At 44.1% G+C, this 18,803-nt stretch carries 9 protein-coding genes and 1 pseudogene; 1 reads left to right on the top strand and 9 read right to left on the bottom strand.

Annotated features, from left to right (window positions below):
- Positions 1-50: 50 nt before the first annotated feature.
- Positions 51-1,766: a response regulator gene (locus M5J74_RS15845; RefSeq protein ID WP_106217869.1), complete on the bottom strand. Its 1,716-nt coding sequence runs from the start codon at positions 1,764-1,766 to the stop codon at positions 51-53.
- Positions 1,767-1,774: 8 nt separating this feature from the next.
- The gene (locus tag M5J74_RS15850; protein WP_250012353.1) at positions 1,775-7,789 is read right to left on the bottom strand and encodes a hybrid sensor histidine kinase/response regulator; all 6,015 of its coding nucleotides are present in this window, start codon (positions 7,787-7,789) and stop codon (positions 1,775-1,777) included.
- A 391-nt stretch (positions 7,790-8,180) separates the two neighbouring features.
- Here M5J74_RS15850 and M5J74_RS15855 point away from each other — a divergent pair, with 391 nt between their 5' ends.
- Positions 8,181-9,806: a mechanosensitive ion channel family protein gene (locus M5J74_RS15855; protein WP_250012356.1), complete on the top strand. Its 1,626-nt coding sequence runs from the start codon at positions 8,181-8,183 to the stop codon at positions 9,804-9,806.
- A 38-nt stretch (positions 9,807-9,844) separates the two neighbouring features.
- On the opposite strand, the gene rppB is transcribed toward M5J74_RS15855, so the two are convergent.
- The 7 genes and pseudogenes from rppB to M5J74_RS15890 form a co-directional block, all read right to left on the bottom strand.
- A complete protein-coding gene (gene rppB, locus M5J74_RS15860; RefSeq protein ID WP_250012359.1) occupies positions 9,845-11,161 on the bottom strand; it encodes a two-component system sensor histidine kinase RppB in 1,317 nt (438 codons plus the stop codon).
- The gene (rppA, locus tag M5J74_RS15865) at positions 11,148-11,852 is read right to left on the bottom strand and encodes a two-component system response regulator RppA (protein WP_015155047.1); all 705 of its coding nucleotides are present in this window, start codon (positions 11,850-11,852) and stop codon (positions 11,148-11,150) included. Before rppA ends, rppB begins: the two co-directional genes overlap by 14 nt.
- 15 nt (positions 11,853-11,867) lie before the next feature.
- Complete coding sequence (locus M5J74_RS15870; protein WP_106168256.1) at positions 11,868-12,335, bottom strand: hypothetical protein; 468 nt, start codon at positions 12,333-12,335, stop codon at positions 11,868-11,870.
- Positions 12,336-12,611: 276 nt separating this feature from the next.
- Positions 12,612-15,782: an efflux RND transporter permease subunit gene (locus tag M5J74_RS15875; RefSeq protein WP_250012361.1), complete on the bottom strand. Its 3,171-nt coding sequence runs from the start codon at positions 15,780-15,782 to the stop codon at positions 12,612-12,614.
- A 19-nt stretch (positions 15,783-15,801) separates the two neighbouring features.
- Positions 15,802-16,098, bottom strand: coding sequence for a hypothetical protein (locus M5J74_RS15880; protein WP_250012364.1), 297 nt, complete (start codon positions 16,096-16,098; stop codon positions 15,802-15,804).
- 76 nt (positions 16,099-16,174) lie between these two features.
- Positions 16,175-17,561, bottom strand: a pseudogene (locus tag M5J74_RS15885) (efflux RND transporter periplasmic adaptor subunit); the annotation flags it as partial.
- A 207-nt stretch (positions 17,562-17,768) separates the two neighbouring features.
- Entirely contained in the window at positions 17,769-18,482 is a 714-nt protein-coding gene (locus M5J74_RS15890; protein ID WP_106169714.1) for a DUF305 domain-containing protein, read from the bottom strand.
- Positions 18,483-18,803: the final 321 nt, after the last annotated feature.

Raw genomic sequence — 18,803 nt, forward strand, 5'->3', positions numbered from 1 at the left:
TGACCAGTATCAAAGCGATCGCATATCCCAGCGACACGAACAAAGCCCCCTCAATCTATGGATTGATGCATAGGTAGCGTCACGATAAATTTTGCTCCTTGGCTTGGCTTACTTTCAGCTGCAATACTGCCACCATGCCGCTCGACAATCTTACGGCAAATTGCCAAACCTATACCCGTACCTTCGTACTCGCTGCGACCGTGCAACCGTTGAAAAACTTGAAAAATGCGATCGCAATACTTTTGGTCAAAACCAATACCGTTATCCTCAACTGTAATTTGACAAAGATAAGTATTTAGTAAATTCTCAGTTAATTGTTCTCGATTATCGATAATTTGACTGTATATCTTCACACGAGGAGGTTCGTTTTTTCGCCGAAATTTGAGGGCGTTGCCAATCAAATTCTGCAATAACTGACGCATTTGTAACGGGTCGGCATGAATGCTTGGCAGCTCGCTCAGCTCCACCTGCGCCTCAGTTTGTTGAATTAACACTTCTAAATCTGATAGTACCTCTTTTGCTACCTTGGCAAGATTCACTGCAACGAAGGGTTGCGCTCTAGTTGTAATTCGTGAAAATACGAGCAAATCGTCAATTAAAATCTGCATTCTCTGGGCTGCATTTTGCATCCGTCTTATATAGTCAGCCCCCTGTTCGTTCAGCAGCTCGCCATACTTTTCTTGAAGTCTGTTGCCAAATGCTTGAATCTTGCGCAATGGTTCTTGCAGATCGTGAGAGGCGATCGAGGCAAACTGTTGCAGTTCGGCATTCGATCGCGCTAGCTCCTGAGAGTAGCGAGTTTCTTGTTCTAAAAGTTGAGCTTGAGTTATGGCAATACCAATTTGATCGGCTAGCTGTCCCAGCAACTCTGTCTCAAAATCAGTCCAGTCTCGCGAGCTACTGCATTGATGAGCAATTAATAGACCCCAGAGTTCTGCTTTGATCGTAATCGGCACGACCAGTTTTGCTTTAACTTGGAATTGCCGCATAAATTCAACTAAACACGGCGCAATGTTTTCTTCCCGTTCCACATCGGCAATGCCGCGAATTCGCCCTTGACAGTAAAGCTGATGGCAATCTTCTGGAAAAACTTCCGCAGCAAATTGCTGTCCCAGAACTGAGAACCAACCAGGTAGCACTGCCTCAGCAACTGCACTACCAGTACCATCCGATCGCAGGCGATAAATTACAACTCGATCTGCTTGCAGAATCTTCTGGACTTCGATCGCCGCCGCTTGTAGTATGTCCTCTAACTGAAGCGATTGACGAATTTTCAGCGTCACTTCCGCAAATAATTGCGATCGCTGATACTGCCGTTGGCGTTGCTCGATCTCCTGCTCTAACTGCACGTTTTGCGCTTGGAGTTGCTTGGTTAGCGATCGCAACCGCAGATGTGTCTGCACCCTTGCCAAAACCTCTTCATGCTGTAATGGCTTAGTCACGTAATCGACTGCTCCCACCTGTAAACCCTTCACTTTATCTGCTGTTTCAGATAAGGCAGTCATAAAAATTACCGGAATCTCCCGCGTTGATTCACTGGCTTTGAGGCGGCTGCAAGTTTCAAAACCATCTATCCCTGGCATCAAAATATCTAACAGGATCAGATCTGGTGAGGCATATGCTGCTTTTTGGAGCGCGCTTTCACCATCTTCAGCGATCAAAATTTTGAAACCGTAATTAGTTAAGAAATCGAAAAGGATCTCCAAATTAGTAGGAGTATCATCGACAACTAGGATCGTGCCTGGTTCGGCAGTAGCCACGCTCATTCATGCCTCTAGATATCTAAGTATTTTTTCACAAACTCCAGAATTTGTTTCTCTTTATAACTTTTAGCGAGTTGACGCAGATGCAGCGCAAATGGTCTGTATCGTCGATCTAATGCTTCAATTCTAACGGCTTGTTCCATAATGCCTCGAATGTCACCTCTCATTGCCAGATCGAGTAACTTCACCATCTCCTCGGCTGGAGGAGGAACGATCGCACCTGTTGCCAGTTCGCTTGCTGAGGAATTATCTAAAGCTTTCTCTGTCGATTCTTCCTCATAAATCCATTGCAAACCTAAGTGAATCCTTAATTTTTCTAATAAATCTGTCTCGCGAACTGGCTTTGGCAGAAAATCATCGCAACCGACTGCTTGACTCTGCTGCCGATCGAAATCGAACACGCTAGCTGAGATTGCGATCGCCACTACGCCTGTTAACTCTGGCAATGTCCTGAGATGACGAGTCACTTCAAACCCATCCATCCCAGGCATGACCAAATCGAGGATGACACAATCAGGCTTAAACGCCTGCGCCTTAGCCAAACCATCAAGACCGTCGATCGCTTCTAACACTTCAAACCCCAATGGCTCTAGCATATTAACTATGACAGAACGGTTCGACCATTTATCGTCTATTACCAACACTTTCAATTTGTTGCCTTGAAAACCGATAATTCTTTGTTTACTTATGTTAGTAACTTCAGCTAATTGGTAAATTCTCGGTAATTCTAGCTCGAACCAAAAAACACTCCCTTGACCCAAAGTACTCTTGACTTTGATGTCACCACCCATCTTTTGCACCAACTGCTTACTAATTGCCAAACCCAACCCCGTTCCTTCAACGCGATCGCGATGCCTACCTACCTGCTGAAACGGTAAGAAAATTTCTTCTAACTGTTCTACTGCCATGCCAATTCCAGTATCTTCTACTTGAAACCGCAGCTTTCCAGCGCGATCGCTCACTTTGAAAGTCACGCTACCTTTTTCGGTAAACTTAACGGCATTGCCCAACAGATTCAGCAAGACTTGTCGCAATCTTTTCTCGTCAGCACGAATAAATTGCGGTAGGTTAGACAGCTCGTAAGTTAAACAAATGCCTTTTGGCTCGGCGCGAATTTGACAGATATCGACAATCCCCGCTAGAAATTCTAAAAAATTGAAATCGTGACAATCGAGTTCCATTTTTTGGGCTTCGATTTTGGAGATGTCTAGAATATCGTCGATCAAAGTCAGCAAGTGATCGCCGCAGCGATGAATGATATCCAAACCATTCTTTTGTTGCTCGGTCAAAGCTTTTTCTTTCTTGAGAATTTGAGCGTAACCCAAAATGCCATTTAGCGGTGTGCGGAGTTCGTGGCTCATATTGGCTAAAAATTCACTCTTAGCCTGACTTGCAGCCTCGGCTGCTATTTCTGCTCGCTGGCGATCGCCAATCTCCTGTTGCAGTTGCACGTTTTTTGCTTGTAGTTCTAACGTCCGCTCGGCAACTTTTGTTTCTAGAGACTGGTTATAATTTTCTAAATCGTGATAGAGACGAGCGTTTTCGATTGAAATTGCGGCTTGAGCAGATAGCAGTTGTAAAATTTCCAGGCGATCGGGTGTAAAAGCTCCAGTTGTGAGATTGTTTTCTAGGTAGAGAATCCCCGTCAGTTTCCCCTGGTGCAGAATTGGCGTGCATAAAATTGATTTTGGTTGGCGAGCGACAATGTAAGAATCGCTAGCAAAGATTTCCTTAACAGTTGCATCATTTAAAACTACAGATTCTAGAGTTCTAGCTACATAATTGATCGCAGAAATAGGCAGGATAGGATGATTCTCAAATGTTTCCGATATTCTGAAAGGAAGCGCTTCCCGCACCGCAATTTCATCTAGATCAATTCCTCCAGCCGTTTCAATGTAAAGTTCTCCCGCCTTATCTAAGATTAAATATCCTTTTTCTGCCCCTGCATTTTCTAGCACTATTTGCATGAGTTTAGTCAGCAAATTATCGAAAACAATTTCACCTGAAACTGCTTGTGAAGCTTTTATCACAGTTGCCAAATCTAGATTTTTGGGGTTTTCAATCGAGATAGGGTTTAAGGATTGACTAACATTGTCAGGAACGGCTTCTTGCTTCGGAAATCGCACAAGAATTTGGGGATATTTTATTTCTATATCTTTAACTTTTGCCGTGGCTCCCCAATGTAGATAACCGTAGTAAGCTTCGACTAAATAAACTTGAGCGATTTTATCTCTGCCTTGTGAAAAATAAAATTTGGCTGCTAATTCATTTGCTAAGGCTTCTTCTTGAATATAGCCATGCTCTCTAGCTCCAGCAACTGCGCGATCGTAAGACTCCATAGCTTGCCAATATTGACCTAATACCCGCGCTTGCTCTGCTGCTACTAATTCGTACTTATGCTGAAAATTCATCGGGGCATAGCCTGCCCATTTTTGCATCTTTTTCTGGTTATTGAGTACTCTGTCTAGAAGTTGTTCTTGTTGCGATCGCGATGCTGAGGGATACATGGCAATTTGTGCCAGAGAATCGTAGAAATAGAAGACTGGCACAACCAGAAATGCTTTGACTCCATCTAAATACTGTACGGCTCGATCTGCATTTTCTAACGCTTGCTCGTACTCGCCAAATAAATAACAAAGAATCAGTTTGTTTATATAAAAATAGTGCAGTCCGGTGCGATCGTTGGCTTTCTGTAATAGCGGTAGCGATCGCTCTTCGTTGTACGCTTTACCTAACAAACAGCAACGATTTTGAGTTGGTTCGAGTAAGTTAGCTACTGACTGCTGAAAGATTTGATTCCAACTTAAGGCATTTTCTTGCTTTAACTGAAGCAGAGCATCGCTGACGTTTGCCATGTCTCGCTCCAGATTTGCCAGTTCCTGACCCGTAAAATAGGAATATTGGCATCTTTGCATGGCAGCATAGCCACCATATTCAAAATGCCCGTTTTCCAATCCATTTTGATATCCATTCAGTAGCAGTGGCAAAGTCTCTTTAGCGTGTACTTTTCCATGCATCGTACACGATCCGGCAACAAAAAATACACTAGTTTTGAGTTCTAGGGTGTTGAATCGTTCCACTAAGTTCAAAGCCAACTTACCAAATTGATAAGCCGACTCAACATCCTCAACTATGCCGTTTAAAATCACGCCGTAACAAACATAACCGTAAGCCGAAAAAGGTGTATTGCCAAATTCCAGCGATAAATTCACCTGTTCGCAGACAACCAAGGGAAATAACATCGGTGCGGCTTGATAGGTGGGAGAACCTAAGCTGGTTAGCATTCTGATGGCTGCTAGCTTATCAACCTCAGTCATTAACGGTAGGTTAATCAAGTCTTCGATATTTTTCCCAGCCAAATTTGTTGCTGTGCGGCTGAGTGCGTGTTGCAAATCTAAGGGACTAGGGGACTGGGGTAATCTTACCCCCAGCAGTTCCAGTGCTTGTAAGCCAATGGCGATCGCTTCTAGTTGTTTGACTTGCGCCATGCAAGTTTGAATTTTGACTTCATAAACTTTCATTTTGTCAATGGGAGTTTTTGCCTGTTGTAAGACAATCGTTGCCCATTGCTCCATTTGCTCGAAGTCGCCATTCAGGTAAGCTGTTTCTACCGCTGATTCGTAGAGTGCCAGTGTTAGCTCGTACTGATTCTGCCAGCTATTTGCTGTTAATAATCCCAAACCCATTTTAAAGTAGCGCATAGCAGACTCATACGCTGTTGCTGCTTTCGCTTTCTGACCTGCGATCAGGTTGAGTTCGGCTAGCTCGGATTTTTCCGCGTCTAAAGTGAGTAAGTCAGCACCGTAATTTAGGTGATTGACTAAAGCAAAAATATTTTCTTTTCGTTCTTCAATTGCAGTATTTTTAAGTAATAATTGACCTATTTTTAAATGAGTTGCTTGTTTTTGTGAATCGGGAATGAGAGAATAAGCTGCTTGCTGGACGCGATCGTGTAAAAATTTGTAACTAACTTTTAATGGTTTAACTAATAAAATTGTTGAGGTGTCTGGCTCGATAACTAGCGGAATTTTATAGGCTTCAGAAAGGGGTGAAATTAGATTTACTTGTAGGGCTTCCCATAAATCTTTCGCAGTTTCCAATAAAGATTTCTCATTGACAATGGCTAAAATATCTAATGTAAATTTATCTCCAATACAGGCAGCAAACTTCAGAACTTTCTGCGTCTTTGGTGATAATTTTTGAATTTGGCTAACCATTAATTCCACAACATTGTCAGTAATATCAATTTCTTGAAGCACATGAATGTCCCACTGCCAGCCAGCGCGATCGAAATCAAATGTCAACAGTTTTTCTTGATATAGAGATTTTAGTAGTTGAGTTAAGAAAAAAGGATTACCTTGAGTTTTCTTAAAAACTAATTCAGCCAGCGTCTTAGTTGTAGTCGTGTTCGTGCGAAGAGTATCAGCAACTAATTGGTTAGTGTGAGTAATTTGCAAAGGCTGAAGGACAATATTGTTCGTTACGACATGAGCTTGTTGAATCTCAGCCAGAGTTGATATGAGAGGATGAGAGCTATTAACTTCATTATTGCGATAAGCTCCAATTAATAATAAATATTGACTATGCGAGTCACAAACAAGCAACTGAATCAGTTTTAAAGAAGCTAGATCGACCCACTGTAAATCATCTAAAAAGATAACTAGCGGATGTTCTGGTTGAGTAAATACGTGAATAAATTGTCGAAATACTCGATTAAATCGGTTTTGAGATTCAGTGATTCCTAAACTAGGAACTGCTGGCTGCACGCCAATAATACGTTCGACTTCGGGAATCACGTCAATAATTATCTGACCGTTAGAACCTAAAGCTGTCAAAAGTTTTGCTTGCCAACTGGCAATGCGATCGCTACTTTCGGTCAGTAATTGCCGGATTAATTCTTGAAACGCTTGAATTAAAGAAGCATAAGGAATATTTCGCTTAAATTGGTCAAATTTTCCCGAAATAAAATATCCCCGCGCTCCCACAATTGGTCTATGAACTTCGTTAACTAAAGAAGATTTACCAACCCCAGAATAACCGCTGACTAACATCATCTCCGTCGCACCTCGACTGACGCGATCGAAAGCATCTATGAGAGTTGCAACTTCTCGTTCGCGACCGTAAAGTTTTTGGGGAATTAGAAATTGACTAGATAAATCGAGTTGACCTGCACGGAAGGAAGAAATTTTCTGGGTTGTCTGTAACATTCTCAGACAAGTTTCTAAGTCAGCCTTTAAACCCAATGCACTTTGGTAGCGGTCTTCTGCGGTTTTTGCTAGCAATTTCATCACGATTTGGGCGATCGCTGGCGGAATTTCTGGTTGATGTTCTCTAGGCGATATTGCGGCTTTAGCAATATGAGAGTGAATAAGTTCTAGTGGATTGTTTGCCTGAAATGGTAACTGTCCTGTCAGCATTTCATAGAAAGTCACACCTAATGAATAAAAGTCAGTTCGGTAATCGAGCGCGCGGTTCATCCTACCAGTTTGCTCTGGTGAGATATAGGCTAGATTGCCTTCCAACAATTCAGGATGACGAATGGTCTGATTCTCTATAGGCAAGCGTGAAGCAAGGCTAAGATCGATAAAGATCGCTTGACCTGTTTCGGGATTAACTAAGATATTGCAGGGCTGAATATCTTTATGAATAATGTTGTGTTGATGCATCTGAGCGACGGCTGAAACTAATTGAATAGCGATTGATAAAAAGCTAATTAATCCAATTTTTTGTTGCGATTCAAGCAGTCTTTTTAAAGATATCCCTGGAAAATCTGCATAGATTAGGGCTAAGCCGCTTTGATAACTCTCCAAAGCCAATGGTTGAACGAACCCTGTTAGTTTCAGGTCGTGAAGAATGTTATACTCGTGTTTTAAGTAAGTCAGCTCTTCTATAGATGTACGCTCGGCTTTTGGAGTTTTAATAATAACTGAGGTTTTGTCTGTATCCCTATAAGCACGATAAACAGTCGTGTTAGTGCATTCAGTTATAACTTCTAGTAGCGTGTAACCCGCGATCGCCATGCTCATATTCTGGTTGCACTAATGGAGTAAAAGTTTTAATGGATGTCAATCGATTCGATACGTTTTTCAATAATGAAAACTCAGTTTTCATAATAGCCAGTCAATAATTCTAGCAAACCTCACAGCTTCCAAGCTTTTTGTCAAGAAAAGCTTAAACTTCGAGCCGAGCGAATTTACGCGATCGCACTCACCCGCTCATCCAGCATCGAGAGACTGCAAGAGCTATTTTTATGAAAACGAATTTGTACTGTCTTTCTCAAGGAAGATGTTAGTAATTCAACAGTAGGATAAATTTTTTGTGTCAAAAATACTCATTTGAGTGTATCAAACGATCGCCTAATAATTAGAAGTACTATTCCTTAGTTCAAATTACTCAAATAACTCGATAGAGATTTGCATGGTTCGTTCTCGCCGTTTTCGATTCGCATCTAACTTCATAAGTGCAATTATTGCTATAGTCCTAGCCTTGGGATTGTGGTTTCCCGCGATCGCCCAGACACCTACAAAAGTCCCTGTCATGCTAGACGGACAGCCAATCTTTCAAGTCAGCAATTCAGGACAATACAGCGCTCGGGAACGAGCAGAGGCGATCGCTAAACAACTACAAAATGTAGTTCAAGCCGATCGACCGATCCAAGTAGAAATTGAACAACGCAACCAGTTACCGACAATTTTATTAAACGATCGCTACCTGCTGACAGTTACAGAACGAGATGCAATCCCAGGTAGCACGCCACAAGAGCAAGCAAGCCAATGGGTGCAGCAAATTCAGGAGGCATTGGAGCGAGCAAAAACGGAAAGAACGACAGCTTATCTTTGGCAAACTATTCTTTTAGCAGCAGGAATTGTCCTGATAGCTGCTGCTTTAACGTGGGGATTGGGATGGATTAAGCATCGTTTCTTTCAAGCGGCTCAAGAGCAATTAACTGCTAGTACGGAAGCTGATGCCGATCGCCAACCACTACGCATATTAGAATTTTTGTTCAAACTCGTGTTAGCGATCGCGCGGATTGGACTTTGGGTAGGGGTTGTCCTTTACATCACGAACTTGTTTCCCTTTACGCGGCAGTGGAGTTACCAAATTGCTAGCGTTCTTACGACTAGTCTGGCATCGCCAATTTTGACGTTGAGCAATAACTCTTACTCTGTCATCGACTTGGTAATTTTAGCCGGATTGCTGTTTGGCTTAGTCATCTTTGCTGGAATTGTCACCAATCTGTTTCGCTCTCGCGTGCTGCGGTATGCTGGCATCAATCGCGGCGCTCAGGAAGCGATCGCCATTCTTGCGAAATACGGTCTGATCTTTGTTGGCTCGCTGGTATTGCTGCAAATCTGGGGACTTGATATTAGTTCTTTAGCGATCGTTGCCAGTGCCTTAAGTGTGGGGATTGGTTTCGGCTTGCAGGATATTGCCAAAAATTTCGGTAGCGGGATCGTATTGGTGTTCGAGCGCCCAATTCAGGTGGGGGATTTTGTTGAAGTAGGAGACTATAAAGGAACTGTCGAGCGGATTGGAGCCAGAAGCACTGAAATTCGCACCCTCGATCGCGTTTCGATCATCGTGCCGAATTCCCGCTTTCTCGAAAATGAAGTGATCAACTGGAGCCACCATAACCCAATCTCGCGCCTCCATCTCCCGGTTGGCGTTGCCTATGGTTGCGATGCCAAAGCTGTAGAAGCCGCTTTGCTAGAAGCAGCTCGCAACCATCCCAAGGTGTTAAAGTCTCCCCCGCCCCAAGTGCTGTTTAAAAGCTTTGGTGACAGCGCCCTAGATTTTGAATTATTGGTTTGGACTAAGGAACCGGAGCGGCAATTTTTACTCACTAGCGATCTGTACTATAAAATTTATGACGTGCTGAACCAAAAAGAAATTGAGATCCCTTTTCCACAGCACGATCTCCACTTGCGTTCTGGAACGGTGGGACTTTCACCACAAGTCGAGTCAGCTTTAACTCAAATGCTGACACGTTGGCACAATAACGGCGATCGCCATTCCCAGACTTCAGGTGATGGCAAATCGTAATTGGGAGGTTGTATATCTGCTCTCTGCTCGTGCGCTCCCTACAGTGTCGCAACTCCTAGTGGTAATCGAACGGTAAAGGTACTGCCTTTGCCCAACTCGCTGTGTACCTCCAAGCTGCCCTTGTGTGCTTGAACGATCGCCATTGCGATCGCCAATCCCAAACCAGAACCACCAGTCATCCTAGAGCGATCGCTATTCACGCGATAAAAGCGATCGAAAATCCGCTGCTGATGTTCCGGTGCAATCCCGATACCTGTATCTGCAACTCGAATGATGGCGCGATCGTCCTCTTTGTCTAAAATCGCCCTAACACAACCGCCTGTAGGGGTGTATTGAATAGCATTAACCATCAAGTTAGTCACCAGACGATACATCTGCTCTTCATCCCCGACGATCTGTAATGGCTTATAGACTTTAATTTCAGCTTTCAACGTGACTGCTGCGGCAAGCGCCAGAGATTCCAGTTCTTCTACCAAATCGCTAATAATATCGTTAAGACAACAAAGTTGATGTCGCACTGGTAAAGATTGACGCTCCATACGCGATAGGAGTAGCAAATCTGCAACTAATGCCGTGAGTCGTTGGTTCTGGCGGTTGACGGTTTGCAAAATCTCGCGTGCTTCTGGTTCGGGCAAATGGGGCGATCGCAGTGCCGATTCAACGGTTGCTGACAGTGCAGCTAGTGGAGTTCGCAGCTCGTGAGCGGCATCAGCCGTAAACTGTTGAATCTGTTGGTATGACTGGTATACTGGCTGCATGGCTCTACCTGCCAGCCACCAACTCGAAACCGCTACGAGCATAATCGCACTTGGCAACCCCAGCAACAACACTAACTTGACATTGGCTAAATAAGCGTCCACGTCGCTGAGGCTGCGTCCTACTTGTATGTATCCCCAAGGGCGATTGTCTTGAGTATGCAGCGAGAGAGAAATTTGGTGGTAGCGATTTCCTTGACTGTCGGTTAAGGTTTGCCACATGGGTTCTCCTGACGTTAAAGGTAAAGCATCCGGTAAGAAACCCAGAGCAGCGACATTCTCTCCCGAAAGACTTAAAAACCTAGCATAGTAGTCGCCCTGGTGAATTGCCCCTAATACGTGGCGTTTATCCCTCTGTGATATCTGTAGCAACTGTTGAATTGTTGGTTCTAAACGTCCTGGTTGCCGTAAATCTTTTTCAACATCGTCGTGTAGCGTACCAGCGACAACCTCTATCTCTCGGTCGAGAGTTTGCCAATGAGCGTGGATAATTGCCCGCTCGACTCCAAAGCCAAGTAGACCGAGAATAAAGCTCATGACAGAAGCATACCAAATTGCAAGTTGCCAGCGAGTTTGAGAAAAAAGCTTATTTTGCTGCATTGGGAATATTCAGGCGATAGCCTCTACCAGAGACCGTTTCGATCGCGCGATCGCTATCTACTACTGCTAATCGTCTTCTGAGCAGGCGAATTTGAGCTGCTACAACATTACTTGTCGTATCCGCCGTGACTTCCCAAAGTTGATTGCGGATCTGCTCGCTAGTGACAATCCGGTTTGGATGCTTCATGAAATACTCTAGCAGCTGAAACTCTTTATTCGTTAATTCGACTAACTGCTTACCACCGGAGCGCTCCAGACGATAGACACTGCGGGTATCGTAGTCCAAAATTAAATTACCTGCTTGTAGTTGTTGGGGTTGAAGTTGAGGCGATCGTCGATGGAGTGCTTTAACTCTTGCTAGCAGTTCCGCCATACTAAATGGCTTTACTAGATAATCATCTGCCCCTGCACTCAAGCCAGCAACTCTATCTTCGACGCTATCTTTGGCAGTTAGCATTAACACTGGTAGCGGGCTGTTTTGCCTCCTTAACCGCTTACAAAGGTCTATACCTGACATACCAGGTAACAACCAGTCAAAGATAGCTAGCGTATACTGCATCTGCTGGTTTTCTAGGTAATCCCAAGCTTCCGTACCGTTGAAAACCAAGTCAACCACATATTTTTCTTGGTTTAAGGTGCGCTTGATGGCAGTTCCTAAGTCTGGTTCGTCTTCAACTAGTAGCACTCTCATACTGTTGCATACAAATTACTGCTTAAAACTAAAACGTCCGTTGACTTTTTCACCTTTAATATCGGCAGTAACTTTCACTTGATATTGACCAGTTTTGTTTCCTGCAAGCAAAGCTGTGTAGTGTTGACCCTTAGTGTCATACTGAAATGGAAGTGTTTTTTGCGTACCATCGGGCATTTGAATTTGAGCCATTACTTTAGCATTAGGAATTGTTGCGTGACTATCTCCTCTTTGCAGATAGAAATCTAAATGCGTTCCCTTATCTTCTTTCAGAGTAACTAGCTCTAAGTGATAAGCTCCTGATTCTACAACCTGACCACCTTTTTTACTTTTACTATCTTTAGTTGCACCTGCTGTTTCACTAATTATTTCAGCTTGCGCTTTAATTTCTGAAGCTATAACGTTTGAGTCGCGATCGCTACTCCCTAAGAAAATAAATCCTGCAACACCTAAAAATAATAAGTTTGAATGGAATGTTTTCATGATTCAAATCCAATTGATGTAATGTTTGTAAACAAGAATATCTTGAGCAATTACGCTTCTACATGACGGAACGTTGAGTTATATCTAAATCTGACACTAGCTCAGTCTTTTTGGGAAATAAAAACTCATAGGTTGCAGAGCGGACGATCCCCCCAACCCCCCTTTTTAAGGGGGGCTATGATTCTGCCTTTTCCAAGGGGAGCTAGGGCAATACAGCTCAGATAAGACTCGATCCTCCCAACCCCCGATGAATTGGGGGGCAATATTCCCCCCTTTTTAAGGGGGGCTAGGGGGGATCTTCGAGGATCTTATACTTTTAACTGAATCATATAGGGAGCTAGGGGGGATATTTGAGGCTCTATCGTTTGTAACTGAATTGTATGGAACCAAAAATTTACCAAATTGAGCATATAAAGCTGGAATAACTAGCAGGGTTAATGCAGTGGAAGTAAACAACCCACCTAAAACCACGATCGCTAAAGGTTGCAAAATTTCCTTACCTGCTCCACTACCAATCACCAGCGGAACCATACCTAGTGCTGAGGTAAGAGCCGTCATTAAAATAGCCGCTAGTCGTTCCATAGAACCCTCAAATAGGACTGACTGCAAGGGCATTCCCTGCGCTAACTTGGCGTTGTAGTTTTCAACTAATAGTAAACCGTTGCGCGTGGCGACTCCAAATAAAGTGATAAATCCGATCGTTGAAGCTACAGAAATGACTCCACCACCCAAAGCCACAGAAAAAATGCCTCCTACCAAAGCCAAGGGTAGGTTAATTAGAATCATCAACATGGCAGATATTGACTTGACGGCAAAGTACATTAAAACTGCAATAATGATAATAGCTAAACCACCAAATAGGAGTAAGTTTTGAGTGGCTCGTTGCTCTGATTCAAACTGACCACCATATTGAATAAAATAGCCAGATTGCAGTTGCACTCGCTGTTTAATATTAGTGCGAATATCTTCAATAACAGAACCTAAATCTCGACCGGATACATTAGCAGAAACAACAATTAATCGCGATACATTTTCCCGATTAATGGTATTGGGACCAGTACCGTAGTCAATTTTAGCAACAGTCGCCAGAGGAATTTTCTGTCCGTTGGGAGTATCGACTAATAAATTTCTGATAGTTTCTAAGTTATTGCGCTCGCTCTGTTTTAACCATACTAATAAGTCGAATAACTGTTGTTCTTGCAATACCTGAGAAACGACTCGTCCATTTAAGGCAGTTTCGATCGCTTCTGATAGTTGACCGACTGAAAGACCGTAACGAGCAGCAGCAGCGCGATCGAATTGAATTTGTACCTGTTTAATTGGAACTTGGGGTTCTAGCTGCAAATCTACGATCCCCTGGACGTTGCTTATTGTTGCCTGAACTTCAGCACCAATACTGCGTAGTTCATCCAGTTCGGGACCAAAAATTTTCACCGCGATCGCACTTCTCACCCCAGATAGTACCTCATCCATGCGGTGAGAAATAAAACCACCAATACTAGGAGCAACACCTGGTAATTTCGCAAATTCTGCTCTAACCTTTTCAATAGTCGCTGCTCGATCTTTGATTCCTTCATCGCTAATTTCTATATCTACGTGTCCCAAGTTGACACCACCCGCATCTGCATCTCCAGGCGCACGTCCAGAGCGTAACTGCACCGACTCAAACCGAGGATCGCCTTTAAGCGCCTCTTGAATTGCCATCCCTGACTTGTTTGTGACTTCTAATGAAACACCAGGGTATAGCAACATCGCATTGACAAGCGATCGCTCTTGAAATTCCGGTAAAAACACTCGTCCTAGCGACGGTAGCACGATCGCGGAGGCGATAAATAAAGCCACTGCGATCGTCAGAATGATACTCGGAACGCGAATGGAAAATCTGAGTAGGGGACGATACAACCGTTGAGACCAACGCGAAACCCAAGTTTCATCCTCTGGTAATCGGCGGTTGGCTAACAAGATGGCACACAAGGCTGGCGAGAGCGTCATTGCTACCAGAGTTGAAGCAAAAATAGAGACTAAGTAAGCCACACCCATTGGAGCAAAAATTCGACCCTCTACTCCAGTCAGCGTAAAAATTGGGGCAAAAATCACAGCGATAATGACTGTAGAAAATAGCACGCTCACGCGCACTTCGACTGAAGTATCGTAGACCACTTGGAAGGGATGAACCGGATTTCCCGCTAGCTGATTTTTTCGTAACCCTCGGTAGGCATTTTCCATATCCACAATTGAGTCATCTACCACCGAGCCAATTGCTACCGCTAGTCCTCCCAAAGTCATCGTGTTGATGCCTTGACCAAACCAATTCAAAATTAGCAATCCAATCAATATTGATAAAGGAATAGCGCTGAGAGTAATGACGGCAGTACGCCAATTCATCAAAAACAGCACTAAGATAACGGAAACAATAATGATGCCATCGCGCAGGGAATCTTCAACATTTTTAATTGCATCGTCGATGAAGTTTTGCTGGCGAAAAGAAACGGTAACTTTAACATCTTTGGGTAGGCTAGGCTGAATATCTGCGATCGCTGCTTCGATCGCTTTTGTCACGGTCGGAGTATCAGCTTGAGGTTGCTTGTTAACCATCACGACAACCGCTCGCTGACCGTTGAAACTGCCATCACCCCGTTGCAAAGCTGCGCCGATTTGTACGTCGGCTACATCACTGAGTAATACGGGTTTGCCGTTACGGGCAGTAACGACCGATTGTTTTAACTCCTTGATTGATGAAATTCGCCCGATGCCCCGAATTAATAATTCTCGATCTGGGTTGACAAGAAAGCCACCAGCAGCATTGGTATTCGCCGCTCGTACTGCTTCGGTAACTTCTGCTAAAGACACGTTAAAGGCTTGTAACTTTGCAGGATCGGTCAACACTTGATATTGGCGAATATCTCCTCCATAGGCAATGACTTGAGAAACTCCTGGCACTGCCAGCAGGCGGTTAGTCATATCGCGATCGACCAGCCGCCTCACTTCCATCAGTGGTGTCGTCTCAGCAGTAAACGCATATTGCAACATCGTACCGATGGGAGAGCTAGTTGGAGAAATTTGCGGTGGCTCGATGTTCTGAGGTAGCTTACTTTGGGCTTGCTGCAATCGTTCTGTCACCAACTGGCGAGCTTGAAATACATCAGTGTCCCAGCTAAAGATGACCTTGACAACGGAAATTCCAACCGCAGAAGACGAGCGTACTGTCGTCACTCCAGGCGTACCATTGATGGCACTTTCAATTGGTAATGTAATTAAAGATTCGACTTCTTCAGGAGCTAGTCCTGGTGCTTCTGTTTGAATTTCAACTTGGGGCGGTGCAAAATTCGGAAAAACATCTAAGGGCATCTGCCTTAAATTGTAAATTCCTAATATGGTGACAATAATTGCTCCCAGAACAACCAGCCAGCGTTGAATAATTGACCACTTCAGGATGGAATTGAGCATTGACTTACCAAAAATATCTTTACTTCCAATCTCCGATCTCTGACTGCTGGCTTCTCGTATGATGGTTGTCGTTCATCGAATTTGATTCGTCACCAAAAACAGACTCTCCGCTCTCGCCTGGTTCGGATGCAGGATAAGTCGATCTGCTAGAACTTTTACCATTTCGATACTCATTCACTTCGTCAGCAAATCCTGTAGACGCTGGCACGAGCTGAGACTTGGTACGACGACTAGACCAAACAGCACCTGCCGCGAAAGCAGCAATACCAATTACCAGTCCGCCTGTTGCTCCTGCCAACCACCAAGGAAATTGCAATCCTGTTGTGGTAGAGGCAGAAGTTTTTTCTCCCCCTGCTCCCCCTGCTCCCCTGCTCCCCTGCTCCCCTGCTCCCCTGCCTTCCCGCCTCCCCGTAAAGACTGTGCGTATAGTTGAGGCGCGCGTTGAGTGACGATCGCATCCCCCTCAAACAACCCGCTTTTGACCTCAATCGTATCCCCAATGGTCTGACCTAAAATCACTTCAACAGGTTGATAGGCATTCCCATTTTGGATGTAAACCATGTGTTTGCCGTTTGCCTCTACCACAGCTGAGCTAGGAATTGCCAGAGCTGTCGCTGTTCTATCTGCAAGTACTTCTAGTTGGGCAAACATCCCTGGTTTTAGGACTCCGCCAGAGTTATCGATCTCGGCTTTGACAGGTACTACCCGTGTTTCGCCTTCTACAACCGAACCAATTACAGCAACTCGTCCAGTGAAAGTTCGGTTAGGCATAGAAGCAACTGTGACTCTAACTGTTTGACCGTTTTTGACTTTATTTAAATCTTTTTCATAAATGTTGGCTGTGGCATAAACCCGACTGTCATTTACAATTGTCATCAGCTTGCCACCTGTATCCTCGAAGGATTGACCGAGAGTCACGTCGCGATCGGCAACTCTACCTGAAATAGGAGCTGTAACTGTTACCTGTCCTTGCGCATTAGCTTTTGCACCCAGTTGTTGTAGTCGAGTTTGATATGCTGTGTCGCTGAGACTTAAATGCGACTGAGCCGCTTGCACGGATGACTGAGCGCGTTTGAGATCGGCTTCGGCTGCAATGACATCTCGGCGGCTATCTGCTGCTGTCAGTTTAGCTTTGGCTTCGGCTAGCTGAGTTTGAGATTCTAGAGCTTGGCGACGGGGTATTGCGCCTTGAGTTAATAAAATTTGGTCTTTGTCAGATTTTTCTTGAGCAAAGTCTACTTGACTTTGTGCTTGGGCAATTTCTGCGGCAGCAATTTGTGAGAAACGCTGATAGTTTTGTTGCGCTAGCCTTAGATCTGCTTGCGCTTTTTGTAAATCTGCTCGTGCCTCGGCTCGCTTTTCTTGGGAAGTGACGCGCAGTTCTACTAAGTCGGGAGCCGCTAAAATAGCAACAGGTTGACCTGCTTGCACGTAAGCACCAGGTTGTACTAATAATTGGGCTACCTTAGCTCCTGAAATCGGTGTCGTAACTTCTACTTGTCGATTGGGCAAAGTTTCAATTTGTCCAGTTGCTGGTAGTCCTACAGCGAGTTGTTGTCGCTTAACTGGTTCTACTTTAATTTCCAAACGCTTGACAGTTTGGGCATCGACTTGAATCGAGTCAGTCGTTTGAGTTGCCTCACTTCCGCCGTGAAATTCATCTCCGTGTCCGCCGTGAGCTAACACAGTTACGGGAACCATCACGATCGCTAGGCTAACGATCGCTCCCGATATGCGGCAAAGCGGTGCAGGCGATCGCTTCAGGTGTGATTTGCGCATTATTTATATAGAAATATCCTCGCGTACCATCAGAGCAAACGAGTGCTACAACTGCACTACTGATTATTCAGTTTCCCCCATGCGAATGAAATCAAGATGAAATTGCGATCGCCGATTCAATTTGAACAGTTTTCAATTGGATGAGATACACGATCTGTAGGGATGCACAACTGTGCGCCCCTACGTTAGCGCTACAATGTATGCGATCTACTGGTTATACCAAGCTTTGCGCCACTGCTTCATTTGAGCAATCTCTTTCTGTTGATCGCTAATAATGTTTTTTGCCAATTGCTTAATTTCCGGTCGCTGCGACTTTTTCAGCGCGTCTTGAGCCATTGTCACCGCACCTTCATGATGCGGAATCATTGCATTAATGAAGCGGAGGTCGAATTGAGAGTCAGCTACACCTAAATCTTGGCTCATCATCATGCCTTGCATCTGGTCTGATGACATCGGCATCATATGTCCCATTTGAGAGTGATAAGCCATCATCTGCTTGCCTGCTTTGGGATACCAGGCTTGTCGCCACTGTTTCATTTGCCCAATCTCCCGATTTTGAGCAGTGATGATGTTATCCGCTAGTTTTTTGATTTCAGGACGCTTTGATTTTTGCTGTGCCTCTTTTGCCATCTCGATCGCCCCTTGGTGATGCATTCTCATCGCATCAATGAATCGCAGATCGTAGTTGGCATCAGCTGGACCTAAATCCATCGACATGCTGTGATTCATCATGCCGCTACCATGTTGCATCATGCTGCCACCATGTTGCATATTCTGCTTCAAATGAGCGTTGGTATTGTTGGCAGTTTTGCTGTCTTTTGCCGAGAGTCCAAAACTAGCAGCTAGTAAACCACTTGTCATTGTGGCGATCGCTGTTAGAGCTATTACCAAAACTTTAGTTTTTCCAGAATTATTTTGCATAAATGACTTTCTATCCATTCAATAGCTTGAAAATTACCATCTCAATTATGAAATCTCTAGCTGACTAGAGAGTCAACTATTACGTTTACACAAGGATATGACTGCTCATACAAGATGAAGGTTGCACTCAATAAAGAGTTTGCATTGTACCAAGATTCAAGTATTACAAAACCAAGATGAAATTAGGATGAAATTACTGTATCTCTACAGTCATAAATCTGCTCCATACCATTAGAAAGAGGCGATCGCATTTGCTACCTTCTAAAGTGAAACTACAGAAGCATAATGACTGCTTCATTATTTTGTTTTTAAAGCTTTTGG

Source organism: Chroococcidiopsis sp. CCNUC1, assembly GCF_023546805.1.
Lineage (GTDB): Bacteria > Cyanobacteriota > Cyanobacteriia > Cyanobacteriales > Chroococcidiopsidaceae > Chroococcidiopsis > Chroococcidiopsis thermalis.